Annotated in this window: 14 protein-coding genes; 3 read left to right on the forward strand and 11 right to left on the reverse strand. The window is 71.9% G+C overall.

The window, feature by feature from the left end; translation table 11 throughout:
- Position 1: 1 nt before the first annotated feature.
- A complete protein-coding gene (locus ACWCP0_RS03015) occupies positions 2 to 1090 on the reverse strand; it encodes a type III polyketide synthase (protein ID WP_451077103.1) in 1089 nt (362 codons plus the stop codon).
- A gap of 234 nt (positions 1091 to 1324) precedes the next feature.
- Between ACWCP0_RS03015 and ACWCP0_RS03020 the strand changes: the two genes are divergently transcribed.
- Together ACWCP0_RS03020 and ACWCP0_RS03025 are read left to right on the forward strand one after the other, a co-directional pair.
- On the forward strand, positions 1325 to 2800 hold the full coding sequence (locus tag ACWCP0_RS03020; protein WP_451077104.1) for a cytochrome P450: 1476 nt from the start codon (positions 1325 to 1327) through the stop codon (positions 2798 to 2800).
- Between the two features lie 17 nt (positions 2801 to 2817).
- Entirely contained in the window at positions 2818 to 3039 is a 222-nt protein-coding gene (locus ACWCP0_RS03025; protein ID WP_451077105.1) for an acyl-CoA carboxylase subunit epsilon, read from the forward strand.
- Positions 3040 to 3112: 73 nt separating this feature from the next.
- Here ACWCP0_RS03025 and ACWCP0_RS03030 read toward each other — a convergent pair whose 3' ends face one another.
- Entirely contained in the window at positions 3113 to 4168 is a 1056-nt protein-coding gene (locus ACWCP0_RS03030; protein ID WP_451077106.1) for a hypothetical protein, read from the reverse strand.
- The gene (locus ACWCP0_RS03035) at positions 4165 to 5175 is read right to left on the reverse strand and encodes an SPFH domain-containing protein (RefSeq protein WP_451077107.1); all 1011 of its coding nucleotides are present in this window, start codon (positions 5173 to 5175) and stop codon (positions 4165 to 4167) included. The genes ACWCP0_RS03030 and ACWCP0_RS03035 overlap by 4 nt, the downstream gene beginning before the upstream one ends.
- 120 nt (positions 5176 to 5295) lie before the next feature.
- Here ACWCP0_RS03035 and ACWCP0_RS03040 point away from each other — a divergent pair, with 120 nt between their 5' ends.
- Positions 5296 to 5667: a DUF488 domain-containing protein gene (locus ACWCP0_RS03040; protein WP_451077108.1), complete on the forward strand. Its 372-nt coding sequence runs from the start codon at positions 5296 to 5298 to the stop codon at positions 5665 to 5667.
- Between the two features lie 34 nt (positions 5668 to 5701).
- Here ACWCP0_RS03040 and ACWCP0_RS03045 read toward each other — a convergent pair whose 3' ends face one another.
- From ACWCP0_RS03045 to kdpB, 8 genes are all read right to left on the reverse strand, one after another.
- Positions 5702 to 6568, reverse strand: a complete 867-nt coding sequence (locus ACWCP0_RS03045; protein ID WP_451077371.1) for an amidohydrolase family protein — start codon at positions 6566 to 6568, stop codon at positions 5702 to 5704.
- On the reverse strand, positions 6565 to 6876 hold the full coding sequence (locus tag ACWCP0_RS03050; protein WP_451077109.1) for an L-rhamnose mutarotase: 312 nt from the start codon (positions 6874 to 6876) through the stop codon (positions 6565 to 6567). The genes ACWCP0_RS03045 and ACWCP0_RS03050 overlap by 4 nt, the downstream gene beginning before the upstream one ends.
- A complete protein-coding gene (locus ACWCP0_RS03055; RefSeq protein WP_451077372.1) occupies positions 6873 to 7868 on the reverse strand; it encodes an aldo/keto reductase in 996 nt (331 codons plus the stop codon). The genes ACWCP0_RS03050 and ACWCP0_RS03055 overlap by 4 nt, the downstream gene beginning before the upstream one ends.
- A gap of 178 nt (positions 7869 to 8046) precedes the next feature.
- On the reverse strand, positions 8047 to 8895 hold the full coding sequence (locus ACWCP0_RS03060; RefSeq protein ID WP_451077110.1) for a VOC family protein: 849 nt from the start codon (positions 8893 to 8895) through the stop codon (positions 8047 to 8049).
- A gap of 163 nt (positions 8896 to 9058) precedes the next feature.
- A complete protein-coding gene (locus ACWCP0_RS03065; RefSeq protein ID WP_451077111.1) occupies positions 9059 to 9838 on the reverse strand; it encodes a GNAT family N-acetyltransferase in 780 nt (259 codons plus the stop codon).
- A 112-nt stretch (positions 9839 to 9950) separates the two neighbouring features.
- Positions 9951 to 10028, reverse strand: coding sequence for a 50S ribosomal protein bL37 (locus ACWCP0_RS03070; protein WP_451077373.1), 78 nt, complete (start codon positions 10026 to 10028; stop codon positions 9951 to 9953).
- 17 nt (positions 10029 to 10045) lie between these two features.
- A complete protein-coding gene (locus tag ACWCP0_RS03075) occupies positions 10046 to 10855 on the reverse strand; it encodes an SDR family NAD(P)-dependent oxidoreductase (RefSeq protein ID WP_451077112.1) in 810 nt (269 codons plus the stop codon).
- Between the two features lie 290 nt (positions 10856 to 11145).
- Positions 11146 to 13311: a potassium-transporting ATPase subunit KdpB gene (gene kdpB, locus ACWCP0_RS03080; protein WP_451077113.1), complete on the reverse strand. Its 2166-nt coding sequence runs from the start codon at positions 13309 to 13311 to the stop codon at positions 11146 to 11148.
- Positions 13312 to 13892: the final 581 nt, after the last annotated feature.

The following is a 13892-nucleotide window of genomic DNA, read 5'->3' on the forward strand; positions in this document are numbered from 1 at the left end:
GTCAGCTCCCCACCGCGAGCGCTTCGACGGGCCGGCGTCCGTCGGGGACGGTCCAGCGGCCCAGCGACATCTCGGCGGTGATGCCCGGACCGAAACCGGCGAGGATGCCGCGTGCCGCGTTCTCCGTGCCGCCTTCTTCGAACAGCCTGCGCAGGGCGTCCAGGACGACCGCGCTCGCGATGTTGCCGTACTCGGTGAGTGTGGCCCGGCTGAAGCGGAAGGCCTCGGGGGGCACTCCGAGGAACATGCTGAGGTCGTCCAGGATCCGCGGCCCGCCCGCGTGGATGATGTAGAAGTCCAGCGAGGTGGCGTCCCAGCCGTGGTCGGCGGCGAGTTCCTTGAGGGCCGGAGCAAGCGGTTCCATCGAGCCGGGCACGCGCTTGTCCAGCTTGAAGTGGAAGCCGGTGGCGCGGACGTCGAAGGCTATCCAGTCCTCGGTGTGCGGGACGAGGTACGAGCCGTTGCGCTCCAGGCCGACGCCGAGGCCGCCCCGCCCACGTACGACCGCTGCCGCCACACCGTCCCCGAACAGGCCGTTGGAGAGAATATTGCCGACGTTCACATCGGTCGGCTGGTAGCACAGGGAGCAGAACTCGCAGGCCACGATGAGGGCGTTCGCCTCGGGGTAGGCGGTGCAGAAGTCGTGTGCGCGGTTGATCGCGGAACCGCCGGCCGCGCAGCCGAGCTGGGCGATCGGCATCTGGCGGACGTCGGTGCGGAAGTCCATGGTGTTGATCAACCACGCCGTGAGCGACGGCATCATGAAGCCCGTGCACGAGACGAAGATGATCACGTCTATGTCCGCGGGACGGAGTTCGGCGTCGTCGAGGGCCGTGAGTACGACGGCGGGCACGCGGGCCTTGGCCTCGGCTTCGTAGACGGTGTTGCGCTCCTCGAAGCCGGGGTGCTGCAGCGTCTCCTCGATGGGGCGGATCAAGTGCCGTTTCTCCACCCCGGTGTTCTGGATCAGGCGGAGTGCCAGGTCCAGTTCCGGGTGGTCCGCGTGAAGAGACCGCGCCAGATCAAGGGTCTGCTCCATGGTGATCACGTGCTCGGGCACGGACACCGCGGGTTTGCACAGAGTGGCCATGACGTGCCGCCCTTCTCTCTCGCGTTCCCTCACACTCACTCGCGTTCCCTCAAAGGATCTGCGACGAGAGGCCGTTGCGCGCGCCGGGGAAGGCGCTTCCCGCTGCGCCGAACGGGTGATGTGAGGGGTTCACCGGGCCGAGGGACCGCCGATCGGGAAGGAATGGGTTCCTGAAGGGGGCCGTAAGCGCTCACCAGGCACGATCCGTGACCGCGCGTGAGCACAATCCGGGAGATGAACCCCATGACGTCAGAACCCGAGACGGAGGCCGTTCCCGGGCCCGACCACGGGATCTTTGCAGGGCCGAGGGCATCGACGGGCGTCGGGGTCTGCCCGGTGACCGGTGCCGGACCGCGGAAGGACGCCTCATGCGAGGGCGGCTCGCGCGAGGACGGCTCGTACGACATGTCACAGAGCACGGGCCCACGTCACGCGGCGCACGGCACAACACACGGCACATCGCACATCACCACGCACGGCACGTCACATGACGGCCCATGCGATGGCCCGCCCGGCGACGGGACCGTCCACGACTGGACCCTCGAGGACCTCCGGGCCCTGGACTTCGACTCTTTCCTGGTCTCGCTCCTCCGCGACGAGCCGGTGGCCCGGATCCGCCTGCCGTACGGCGAGGGCAGCGCCTGGCTCGTGACGCGGTACGAGGATGTCAAGCGGATCGCCTCGGATCCCCGGCTCAGCCGCAAGGCCCTCGCGGAGCGCGAGGTGACGAGCGGTTCGCCGCACGCGATCGCCGCGAAGCACGCCGCCCTCAACTACGCGGACCCGCCGCACCACAACACACTGCGCCGGGTGGTCGCCCGCGCCTTCACCGGCAGGAGCATGCAGCGGCTGCGGCCCATGGCCCAGCGGACCGCGGACGCCCTGCTGGACGAGATGGAGCGGCAGGGGTCCCCAGCGGATCTCATGGAGCACCTGCACGGGCCCTTCCCGCTCTCCGTCGTCAGCGACGTGCTGGGACTGCCGCAGGACGAGCGCTCGGAGATGACCTCCTGGGCAAACGTGATCATGACACCGCGCCCGGCCCCCTCCCGCAGCGAGGAGGCCAAGAAGACGGTCCGTGACGTCGTCGTCGGCCTCATCGGCCGGCGGCGCGCCCAGCCCCGCGACGACCTGGCCGGAGTCCTCGCGGCCGCGGTGCAGACCGGCGAGATCAATGAGGACGAGGCCGTCTCGCTGGCGACGGCGATCCTGGTGAGCGGCGCGCACGCCGTGCGCAACAACAGCGCAAACATGGTGTACGCACTTCTCACCCATCCGGAGCACCTCGCGCGGCTGCGCGCCGAGCCGGAGCTGCTGCCGCAGGCCGTCGACGAGCTGCTGCGCTGGATCCCGCACCGCAACGGCGTGGGCCTGCCGCGGATCGCCACCGAGGACCTGGTCGTCGGTGGTGTGCGCATCAGGGCGGGCGAGGCGGTCTACTGCTCGTATCTCGCCGCGAACCGGGATCCGGCCGTGTTCCGCGACCCGCACACGCTCGACTTCGACCGCGGAACCGTCGCGCATCTGTCCTTCGGCTTCGGGCCGCACCACTGCGTCGGCCCGATGCTGGCCCGTATGGAGTCCGAGATCATGCTCGCGACGCTCCTGGACCGCTACCCGCGGCTCGCCCTCGCGATACCGCCCGAGCGGATCGAGTGGGAGCAGGGCGCGTTGATCCGCGGGCCCAAGTCCCTTCCCGTCAGCTGGTGATGACCATGCAGTGCGATGTGCGGATTGTGCAGGGGGACCCCGACGACACCGAGCTGGCGGCCCTGCTGGCGGTGATCACCATGGTCGCCTCTCGGCGCGAGGCCGCCCTGGCCGCCGAGTGCGAGCGCCGGTCCCGCAGGGCTCACTGGGACCGGGCCTGGGGCGGTGGCTTCCAGCCCAGCGGGTCCTGGCGGCAGCGGGACAGGATGCTGACGGCGTTCGACCCCGGGTCCCGCTGAGGCCGGGACGAGGCGTCCGGTTCACGGGGCGGGGACGAGGCGTCCGGTTCACGGGGCCGGGACGAGGCGTCCGTCAGACGAGCAGCCGCAGCGAGGTGTCCGACACCCCGAGCCGGACCGTCTGGCCCCAGGTCAGCTCCAGCGCGTCGGACTCGATCCCGTCGCCGAAGGCGACCAGCCGGTCCGACTCGACGGTGAGCCGGAGCCTCTGAGCGCTCGTGAGCGTGCCCTCCACCAGGGAGGTTCCGGTGGCCGGCGAGGGCCATGCCTCGCGGACGTACCAGACGAGGCGCGGGTCGGCCGGTGCCGGCAGCGGCTGTGCGCCGCCCCGTTCTCGCCAGAGCGACCGCAGCCAGCCGGTCGCCCCGGTCCCGGTGCCGACCAGGACGCCCGACGAGGCCTGGGCCTCGGCCCGGTCGGCGGCCTCGGCGGAACCGAAGTCCTGCCCGGCCCGTCCCGCCGGGACCGGACCGCCGGAACGGGCAGGAGCGCCGGGACGAGCAGAGCGAGCAGGACCGCCCTGACCGGCAGGACCCGGGCCGCCCGAGGGGTCGAGGCCGAGCCGGTAGCGGGACGTCTGGTGGCCGGGCCGGCCGACGTAGATCTCGTTGAGCGCGACCAGGCGCTGGGTGTCGTCGGCGACGGCCTCCACCATGGTCAGCTCGTCCGCCGTGCCGCCGCCACGGGCCACGGCGGCCCGCAGCAGCCGCGCGGTGTCCGCGACCCGGTGCCGTACGAGAACACCCGGATTGCGGCCGGGTTCGGTGTCGATGCCCACGACGGGCTGGCCCACGAGGTACTTCGCCGTGTTGGCGACCAGCCCGTCCTGCCCCACCACGACCACGACGTCCTCGGGCGCGAAGAGGAAGCGGTCGAGATCGGCGCGCTCGACCCGGGTCTGCCGCCATCGCAGCGGTACGGCCGCGGCGACCTCGGCGAGCGCCCGCCGGGTGCGGTGGTGCCGCTCGGCGACCTCCCGGATGCTGCGGCCGCGCGAGGACAGGAAGAACTCGGCCTGCCCGTGCGTGCCGTGCCGGGCGAGCAGCTCCTCGTACTCGGTGGTGCGATGCACGAGCACCGCGCGCGGAGCCAGGCCCCCTCCGTAACCCCGGCCCCCTCCGGAGCTCACGCCCCCTCCGTCCCCGCACCGCCCAGCCTGGCGAGCAGCCCGGTGAGGACGTCGGGGGAGAGCGTGATGCTGTCCACGCGCGGCAGGTTCTCGGCGAGCCGGGTCACGGCCAGGGCGTGGAGCGTGGCCGGGTCCGCCTCGGAGTGCACGCGCAGCCAGGCAGCCTGGGCGGCGGCCCGCGCCTCGCCGACCTCGCGCGAGGCGGTGGCCTCCGCCTGGGCGAGCCGCACCTTACGGGCGGCTTCCGCCTCCGCGCGTACGGCGTCGGCCGCGGCGCTCTCCTCGGCCTCGCGCCGGGCGTTGGTGCCCTTCTGGTCCACCAACTGCTCTTCCCTGCGGGCGAGTTCGATCCTGCTTGCCAGTTCGTTCTCGGCGATGGCGCGCTCGCGCTCGACGGCGACGGCCCGGCGCTCGTACGTGGCGCGGTCGGCCTCCTGCTGGATCTGCTCGCGCGCCGGCGTGCGCAGGGCGCGTTCGACCTCGGGCTCGGGCCGCAGCGCGACGACGCGGACGGCCACGACCTCGATGCCGGTGGCGGCGAGCCTCGGCTCTGCCGCGAGCCCGGCGGAGATCCGCTCGCGCACGGCCGCGACACCGTCGACGAGGGCCGACGCCAGGGCCGTACGGGCCAGGACGTCCAGCGCGTGCTGCTGGGCGGTCTCGGTGAGCAGTGTGGAGATCTGCTCCAGCGGGGAGCCGCGCCAGACGCCGGTGTCCGGGTGGATCGAGAAGTCCAGCCGGGTGGCGGCGGTGGCCGGATCGCTGATCCGGTACGTGACCGTGGACTGCACCGAGACGTCCTGGAAGTCGGAGGTCCTGGCGTGGAACATCATGGCCAGTTCCCGGTCGTCGACCGGCACTTCGGAGAGCGCGGAGGTGAGCGCGCGGAACCAGAAGCTGAGGCCGGGCCCGTCGTGGACGAGCTCTCCGCGCTTGTGGTGGCGGACATGGGCGGTGGGTGCGGAGCGGAGATGGCGCCATCCGAAGCGCCTGGTGATGTCGGCCATGGACAACCCCCTATTTTCGTCACGACGACGATATTGGCGGCAGCCGCTTATCGTCAAGGCGACGAAATGAGGATGTTTTCCGCGCTTGCGGCGCACGGCCGTCCGCCCCAGGCTGGCGGAATGGAGGCAATCACCGTGCGCAGGGTCTACGACGACCCGGATCCGGACGACGGCACCCGCGTCCTCGTCGACCGGCTCTGGCCCAGGGGCGTGTCCAAGGAGCGGGCCGCCGTCGACGTATGGCTCAAGGAGGTCGCCCCCTCCGGCGAGTTGCGCACCTGGTACCACAAGGACGCATCCCGCTACGAGGAGTTCGACGCCCGCTACCGGCAGGAGCTGGAGCACGGCCCGGCCGCGGAGGCCCTCGACCGGCTGCTCTCGCTCGCCCGCGGCGGCCGGATCGCGCTCGTCACCTCGGTGAAGAACATCGAGGGCAGCCATCTGCCGACCCTCGTCGACATGGTGGAGCGAGTGCAGTCCGGGCGGTCGTGACGCCGGGTGCCGGGCAGGCCCGGCACCCGGCCCGTCAGCCGTCCGCGAGCCCGTAGACGCGGTCCGCCGTCCCCGCGAAGACGAGGGCCCGCTCGTCCTCGGTCAGCTCCTCCGTGAGTGCGCGCGCGGTGTCCAGCACCTCGCCGTACGACGACGCCAGCCGGCACACCGGCCAGTCCGATCCGTACATCGTCCGGCCGGGCCCGAAGGCGTCCAGGACCGTCCGCGCGTACGGCCGCAGATCGTCCGCCGTCCAGGCCCTCCAGTCCGCCTCCGTCACCATGCCGGACAGTTTGCAGACCGTGTTCGGCAGCGCCGCGAGCTCGCGCACCGAGGATTCCCAGGGCTGCAGTTCGCCGCTCGCGATCGGCGGCTTGCCCAGATGGTCCAGGACGAACGTCAGACCGGGGTGCACGACCGCCGCCCGGCTCGCGGCCTTCAGCTGGTGGGGCAGGATCACCAGGTCGTACACGAGTCCGGCGTCCGCGACCGCGGCCAGTCCGCGCCGTACGTCGTCGCGCAGCAGCCACTGCGGGTCGGGCTCGCCCTGCACCTGGTGGCGGATGCCCACGAGCCGGCCGCCGCCCGGGAGTTCGCGCAGCGCGGCGAGGCTGTCGGCGACATCGGGCGCGGTGAGGTCCGTCCAGCCGACGACGCCCGCGACGAGATCGCCGCCCGGTCCGCCGGCGAGGGCGAGGAACTCGGGGGTCTCCTCCGCGACCGTGACCGTCTGGACGAGCACGGTCGCCTGCACCCCGGCCGCCTGCGCCTCGGATCGCAGCTCCGGCAGGAGGAAGTCCCTGCGGATCGGGGCGAGTTCGGGACCGCTGATCCAGTCCTGGTCGCGCAGCGCCAGGCCCCAGAGGTGGTGGTGGGCATCGACGACGCGCACGGCGGTCAGAGCTCCCAGACGACGGGCAGCCCGGCGCCGGCGCCGTCGGCGGAATAGTCGTGCACCACGTCGAGCAGCTCTGCCATGCGCGCCTGCCAGGAGATGTCGACCGGCAGGCCATCGAGCGCGGCGAGCAGCCGCGCGTAGTCGTCGCACTCGATGAGGTGGAAGAGCTCGGTGCCGCTGCGCCAGATCGTCCAGGAGCTCGCGCCCGCGGCGCGGATCCCCTCCTGCAGCTCCTCGGGCACCTCGCGGTGCGCGGTCTCGTACTCCTCGATCCGGTCGGCGCGGACCCGCGTGTGCAGGGCGACCCTCATGACCGCTTCACCAGTCCTTCCTCCTCCAGTTCGGCCCACAGTCCGTCGGGCACGGGCACGGCCAGCATCCTCGCCGCGTCCTCGACCTCGTCGGCCGACCGCGCCCCCACCAGCACACTCGCCACGGCCGGATGCCGGAACGGGAAGCGCAGCGCCGCGGCCCGCAGCGGTACGCCGTGCCGCTCGGCCACGGCCTTGATGCGCAGCGCCCGTTCGAGCACGTCCGGGTCGGCCGCGCGGTAGTCGTACGTCGCTCCCGGCTTCGGATCGGCCAGCAGGCCGGAGTTGAAGACCCCGCCGATGACGACACTCCGGCCGCGCGCCGCCGCGAGGGGCAGCAGCTCGTCCGCGGCACGCTGGTCGAGCAGCGTGAACCGCCCCGCGCACAGCACCACGTCGACGTCCGTGTCACGGACGAAGCGGCCGAGCATCTCCGCCTGGTTCATGCCCGCGCCGATCGCCCGCACGGTTCCCTCCGCGCGCATCCGCTCCAGGGCGGGATACGCCTCGCGGAAGGCCTGTTCGCCGTGGTCGTCCGGGTCGTGCAGATAGACGATGTCGATCCGGTCGAGTCCGAGCCGCTCCAGGCTCTCCTCGACGCTGCGCCGCACCCCTTCGGCGCTGAAGTCCCAGCGCCTGCGGTACGCCGCGGGCACCGCGAACCCGTTCTCCAGATCGTCACCGTACGCACCCTCGCCGTGGGCAGCCTCGTCCACGTGCTCGAGTGGCTCCAGGATCCGCCCGGCCTTGGTGGACACCGTGTACGCATACTGGGGCCGGCCTCGCAGGGCCGCCCCGAGCCGTCGCTCGGACAGCCCGAGGCCGTAGTGCGGCGCGGTGTCGAAGTACCGCACACCCGCCCCCCAGGCGGCGTCCAGCGCGGCCGCCGCGGCCTCCTCCGACACGGCGCTGTACAGATTCCCGATCCCGGCCGCCCCGAAGCCCAGCCCGGTCACCGGACAGCCGCTCCGCCCCACCGTGGTGCTGCGCATCATGTCGTCCCCGCCCTTGAACCCCTGCGCCGCAATGCCTATCAGATGTATGGGCGCCGGCAACACCCTTCTGTCCGGATTTTCGGGCGGAATCAAGGAGATTGATCGGATGTCTTGGTCTGATCCATCTCAACTCACCTGTGCACGGTGGTGCGTGACACGCTCGATGTCACGGTGCTCAGGACTCGGCGTTCTCCGGTGCAGGGGGGCACGGCGGCGCACCCTCGTCAAACTCGCTCCCCTCCCCGGAGGTGAGGTGGAAAAGACCGCCCTCGGGGTCGCGGAGCGTCGCCGCCCGCCCGAACGGGGTGTCGTGCGGGGGCGTCACGACGGTGCCGCCCGCAACGGCCGCCCGCCCGGCCGTGGCATCCACATCGGAGCGGCAGAAGTGCACATGCCACCGCGGCCGGACGACCGGGTCCGTGGACTCCGTGACGCCGCCGCCGTACATCCCGGCCACCGTGCGCCCGTCGACACACAGCAGCACCCGGTCGTGCTCGTACCGCACGTCGATGCGCTCCGGCGCCTGCGAGTCCCATTCGAACACTCCGCCGTAGAACAGGGCCGAGCCGAACGGGTCCCTGGTGTGGAGTTCCAGCCAGGCCGCGGAGTTCGTCCCGCGCCCGGCGTGCCAGCCGACGTCGACGGGCCCCTCCCAGATGCAGAACAGCGCGTCCACCGGGTCGGCAGCCCACGCCACCCGCCCGCTGCCGAACGCGAGCGGGCCCACGGCGACCGTGCCGCCCCGTTCCCTGATGCGCGACGCCACGGCATCCGCACTGTCCACCGCGAAATAGGCCGTCCAGGTGACCGGCAGTTTCACGCCCATGGTCTGCGTGGACTCCACCAGGCCGGCGACCGGAATGCCGTCCGCGTGCGCGACGACGTGCGAGCCCTGCCCGTCGGCGCCGGGCTCGAACTCCCAGCCGAAGACGGCGCCGTAGAAGTCCTGCGCGGCCTTCACGTCCTGTGCCGTCAGGCTCACCCAGCAGGGCGCGCCCTGCACCCCACGCGCTGTGGCTGCCAAGGCCGCTCACCTCATCCATGTCATCCCCGCGCAGGAATCACTCCCTCCACACCCTTCAACAGATTCAGGAGGGTCGCCACCGCAGGCGGCGGTGCGGCCGGGGCGGGCGGGGAGCTGCCTGGGACGGCGGGGAACAGTCCGGGACAGCCGGGTACGGACGCCCTCAGGCGGCGACGTCCGGCGCGTACGGGGAGAGGGGCTGCCCGGCTGCGTAGTGCACGTATTCGTACTCCAGCCGGAAACCGGCGGACCAGGCCAGCAGCCGGCTCGGGCGGTTGTCCCGCGAGCACGTCCAGCTCGGGCGGTGGCCCCGGGAGGCGATGTCCTCGCAGAGCGCCGTGACACAGGCGAGCCCCAGATGCCGGCGACGGTTTCCCGGCACGGTGGCGCAGGCGATGTCCTCGTACGCGCTGCCGAGGAAGTACGTGCAGGCCACGGCAAGGATCTCGGCCCCGTGGAAGGCCGCCCAGCCCACGCCGGAGGAGGCGAGCCCCGCGGGGCCGCCCCAGCTGGCGTGGATCCACGCCAGACCCGGCTCGATCGCGGCGAGCGCCGGGGCGTCGCCCGGGGCCAGCCGCCGCACGGTCACACCGCGCGGCGGGCGGGGCGCGGTGGCGGGTGACCGGCGCAGGTACACCATGCGCTCCCAGGGATGGATCCGTCCGAAGGCGGCGCCGAGGACCGGAAGGAAGGAGGCGGGCGCGACGATGTGGTGGCCTGCGAGCGGTACGAGGGTCTCCGGGGACAGTGCGCCGGGGTTGCCGCTGAGTACGGCCTGGTCCGCGCAGCTGACGGCGACGGCCTGGGGTTCCACGGCGCGGTCCGCCCACCACCGGCCGATGCCGGTGACGCGTACGTGCTCGGACAGCGCGGCAGGTCCCGGGGCTCCGGCGGGGAAGCGGCCGCCGAGGTCGGGTAGTTGGTGCTGCGCGAGGGTGATCACGGGGTCGGGTCTCCTCGTAGGCGGAGCGGATACGGACACGGGGGAGTGGGGCGGGGACGGGGCGGCGGGAACGGATGCGGGGGCGGCCCGGACGGGGCCGCCCCCGCGGGGTTCAGCGCTGGCCTGCCTTGCGGCCGTGGTTCGCCTTGTTCTTGCGGCGAGCCCTCTTCTTGCGTGCGCGCTTGGACATGGAGGTGGTGTTTCCCTTCAGGCGTTCTGGTGGACGAGGACGTCCGCGAGCTTGGTGAGGCGCTTGACCGTGCGCTCCTCGGTGGAGCCGGGCGCCGGCTCGACGCGCTGGTCGCGGTCGTAGTAGGCGCCGTTGACGATGTCGACCGACGGGTCGCACAGCCGCACGATGTGGGCGGCGCCCTCGGCGGGCGTGGCGCCCTGGTGGGCGTAGAGCGGGAGCAGGCCGGTCTCGCAGATGCCCGGGTGGATCGAGACGGCCGTCACGCGCGGGTCGGCGGCGAAGACGGTCAGCGCCAGCTGCGACTGGGCGTATGCGGCCAGCCGGGAGTAGCGGCGCGCCCGGTTGGGGTCGCTCCACTGGATGGACGCGGTGCGGTGGAGCGAGGAGGACACGTTGACGACGCGGCCGCCCGGCTCGCTGGTGAGCGCCTGCTCCAGCAGGCTGGTGAGGAGGTAGTGCGCCAGGAAGTTGACCTGGAACGCCAGCTCGTTGCCGTCGGCCGTGATCGTGTGGCGCTCGGGGGCGGCGACAGCCGCGTTGTTGACGAGGACGTCCAGGTGCGGGTGCTCGGCGACGACGCGGGCGGCCATCGTCTCGACCTCTTCGAGATGGGAGAAGTCCGCGGAGAACGCGCACAGGCGCGCCGCGTCGATCCCGGCGGTGGCGACGAGCGCGTCGACGGCGGCCCCCGCCTCCTCGGCGGTGCGGCCGTGGACGAGAACGGTGGCGCCACGCTCGGCGAGGAGCCGAGCGGTCTCGAAGCCGATGCCGGAGGTGGCTCCGGTCACCAGGACAGTACGGGACAAAACGTCAGATTCAGGCATGGATCTTCCATGGGTACGTGATGCTCTACGGGCATGAAAAAGGGGCGCCGGACAGAGTCACGGCGCCCCTGGGGCTACGGAATGCGCGTCAGGGTGTCCCCCCGCGCCCATGAGGGCGCAGGAGGGAGGAGGCGAGCGATTCCGGGCAGCGGGGCGCACGACGGGGCGCCGTATTCGGCGGCCGGTCGAGCAGGAGCCACTCGCTGTTCACGTTTCCATCGAACCGTGCCGGAGTGTGCGGGGACAAGCGCAACCGCAGGTCCCTGACGATCCCCTGACGGTGGAACGGCTCAGCCGCCCAGCCCGGGAATCGTCGAGACCACGAGGTCGATCAGCTTGATGCCGACGAAGGGCAGGACCAGGCCGCCGAGTCCGTACACCGCGAGGTTTCGCCGCAGCAGGTCGTGCGCGGAGGCCGGCGTGTAGCGCACGCCGCGCAGCGCCAGCGGGATCAGCGCCACGATGATCAGGGCGTTGAAGATGAGGGCGGAGGCGATCGCCGACGTCGGGCTGTGCAGTCCCATGACGTTGAGCGCCTCCAGGCCCGGGTAGGCGCCCGCGAACATCGCGGGGATGATCGCGAAGTACTTCGCCACGTCGTTCGTGATGGAGAAGGTCGTCAGTGCGCCGCGGGTGATGAGGAGCTGCTTGCCGATCTCGACGATCTCGATGAGCTTGGTCGGGTTGGAGTCGAGGTCCACCATGTTCCCGGCCTCCTTGGCGGCCGAGGTACCGGTGTTCATCGCCACGCCGACGTCCGCCTGGGCCAGCGCCGGGGCGTCGTTCGTACCGTCACCCGTCATCGCGACGAGCTTGCCGCCCGCCTGCTCCCGCTTGATCAGCGCCATCTTGTCCTCGGGAGTGGCCTCCGCCAGGAAGTCGTCGACGCCCGCCTCCTCGGCGATCGCCTTGGCGGTCAGCCGGTTGTCACCCGTGATCATCACCGTACGGATGCCCATGCGGCGCAGCTCGTCGAAGCGTTCGCGGATCCCCTCCTTGACGACGTCCTTGAGGTGGATGATGCCGAGGACGCGCGGCCCGTCCCAGTCGTGGACGGCCACCACCAGCGGCGTACCGCCCCCGGTGGAGATCGCGTCGGACCATTCGCGGGCCTCGCCGGGCACACGCCCGCCGCGCATCTCCACCCAGTCGATCACCTGTGCGGCCGCGCCCTTGCGGATGTGGCAGGCGGCGCCGTTGTCCCAGTGCAGATCGATGCCGCTCATCCGGGTCTGGGCACTGAACTCCGCGAACCGGGCGTGTGCGAGCTCCCCTTCGGCAGGGGCGCGCAGCCCGTACTTCTCCTTGGCCAGGACCACCACCGAGCGGCCCTCCGGAGTCTCGTCGGCGAGCGACGACAACTGGGCGGCGTCCGCGAGGACGAGCTCGTCGACACCGGGCAGCGGGACGAAGGAGGCCGCCTCGCGGTTGCCGAGGGTGATGGTGCCCGTCTTGTCCAGGAGCAGGGTGTTGACGTCACCGGCGGCCTCGACCGCCCGGCCCGACATGGCGAGCACGTTGCGCTGGACGAGCCGGTCCATGCCCGCGATGCCGATCGCCGAGAGCAGGGCGCCGATCGTGGTCGGGATCAGCGTGACCAGGAGGGCGACCAGCACGGTGGTGGACTGGGCGGCGTTCGCGAAACCGGCCATCGGCTGGAGCGTGACGACCACCAGCACGAAGATGACGGTCAGGGACGCGAGCAGGATGTTGAGCGCGATCTCGTTCGGCGTCTTCTGCCGGGACGCGCCCTCGACGAGGGCGATCATCCGGTCCAGGAACGAGTGCCCGGGCCGCGACGTGACGCGGACGACGATCCGGTCGGACAGCACCGTGGTGCCACCCGTCACCCCGGCCCTGTCGCCGCCCGACTCGCGGATCACCGGCGCCGATTCACCGGTGACGGCGGACTCGTCGACGGCCGCGACACCGGCGACGACATCGCCGTCGGCGGGGATCAGCTCGCCCGCCTCGACGAGGACGAAGTCGAAGAGCTTCAGATCGGTCGCGGCGACGGCCTCCGTGTCCGCCAGGTCCAGATCGGTGCCGTAGCGCCAGTGGCGCAGCCGCAGCGCGACCGTGTCCGTACGCGCCCGGCGCAGCGACTCGGCCTGTGCCTTGCCGCGGCCCTCGGCGACCGCCTCCGCCAGATTCGCGAAGATCACCGTCAGCCACAGCCAGACGCTGATCACCCAGGTGAAGACGGACGGATGGACCAGGGCGGAGAACGTGGTGAGCACCGATCCGACCGCGACGACGAACAGCACCGGGTTCTTCACCAGTGCCCGCGGATGGAGCTTGCGCAGCGCGTCGGGGAACGATTTCAGCAGCTGTGCGGGATCGAAGAGCCCGCTCTGGCCCGCACGCCTGCGGCTCGGGCGGTGACCGGACGCCGGGCCGGCCGGATCGGGAGACCTCGGGATCGTGGGCGCCTGTCGGGGCGCGGCGGGATGCATCGCGGAGACCTTCTGGTGGGTTCGGCTGAGCCGAGGGGACGGGGGGTGGCCGCCGGGCCCTGTCGTCGCCTGGGCCCCGGCGACGACAGGGCGGCTCACGGGCGCGCAGCAGCAGGCCGACGAGGCGCCGCCGCGGCTCGTCCGCCGGAGACCGGGCGAATGTCCTGATGGTTCGGGACACCCCCCTGGCCGAAGGTTCGGCCGGAGCTCTGTCATGCCACTGACGTCCACGGTCTCCGGCGGCCGCAGAGGAATCTAATGCCCAGCCGGGGCTCAAAGGGCCTGATGCGGGACGAACTTGTGCGCCCTTAACGGCACCCTGTCATTCCTCGTCAAGGACGCGTCAAGCCCTGCCGAAAGCGCATCAGGGACGCGTCAGCGCTTGCGGGGGTGACCGAAAGCAGCCGCAGACTGAGCGCCACGGGGGAGCGGACGACCGTCCGTGGCGTGACGTGGAGGGCGAGTGACCATCACCGCTGGAGGCACGCGCAGTCCGGAAGCGGGGGCCAGGACTGGTGCCGTGCATGAGCTACAGCCGGTCGTCCTGGAAGAGGTCCGTCCCGGCCCGCGGTCACGAGGGG

It is taken from the genome of Streptomyces sp. NPDC001970, assembly GCF_053594115.1.

Bases quoted from the DNA above. Each gene is read 5' to 3' on its own strand.
- ACWCP0_RS03040 (WP_451077108.1), top strand. From the start codon at position 5,296: ATGGAGGCAATCACCGTGCGCAGGGTCTACGACGACCCGGATCCGGAC.
- ACWCP0_RS03070 (WP_451077373.1), bottom strand. From the start codon at position 10,028: ATGTCCAAGCGCGCACGCAAGAAGAGGGCTCGCCGCAAGAACAAGGCG.
- ACWCP0_RS03035 (WP_451077107.1), bottom strand. From the start codon at position 5,175: ATGGCCGACATCACCAGGCGCTTCGGATGGCGCCATCTCCGCTCCGCA.
- ACWCP0_RS03020 (WP_451077104.1), top strand. From the start codon at position 1,325: ATGAACCCCATGACGTCAGAACCCGAGACGGAGGCCGTTCCCGGGCCC.
- ACWCP0_RS03015 (WP_451077103.1), bottom strand. From the start codon at position 1,090: ATGGCCACTCTGTGCAAACCCGCGGTGTCCGTGCCCGAGCACGTGATC.
- kdpB (WP_451077113.1), bottom strand. From the start codon at position 13,311: ATGCATCCCGCCGCGCCCCGACAGGCGCCCACGATCCCGAGGTCTCCC.
- ACWCP0_RS03055 (WP_451077372.1), bottom strand. From the start codon at position 7,868: ATGCGCAGCACCACGGTGGGGCGGAGCGGCTGTCCGGTGACCGGGCTG.
- ACWCP0_RS03050 (WP_451077109.1), bottom strand. From the start codon at position 6,876: ATGAGGGTCGCCCTGCACACGCGGGTCCGCGCCGACCGGATCGAGGAG.
- ACWCP0_RS03075 (WP_451077112.1), bottom strand. From the start codon at position 10,855: ATGCCTGAATCTGACGTTTTGTCCCGTACTGTCCTGGTGACCGGAGCC.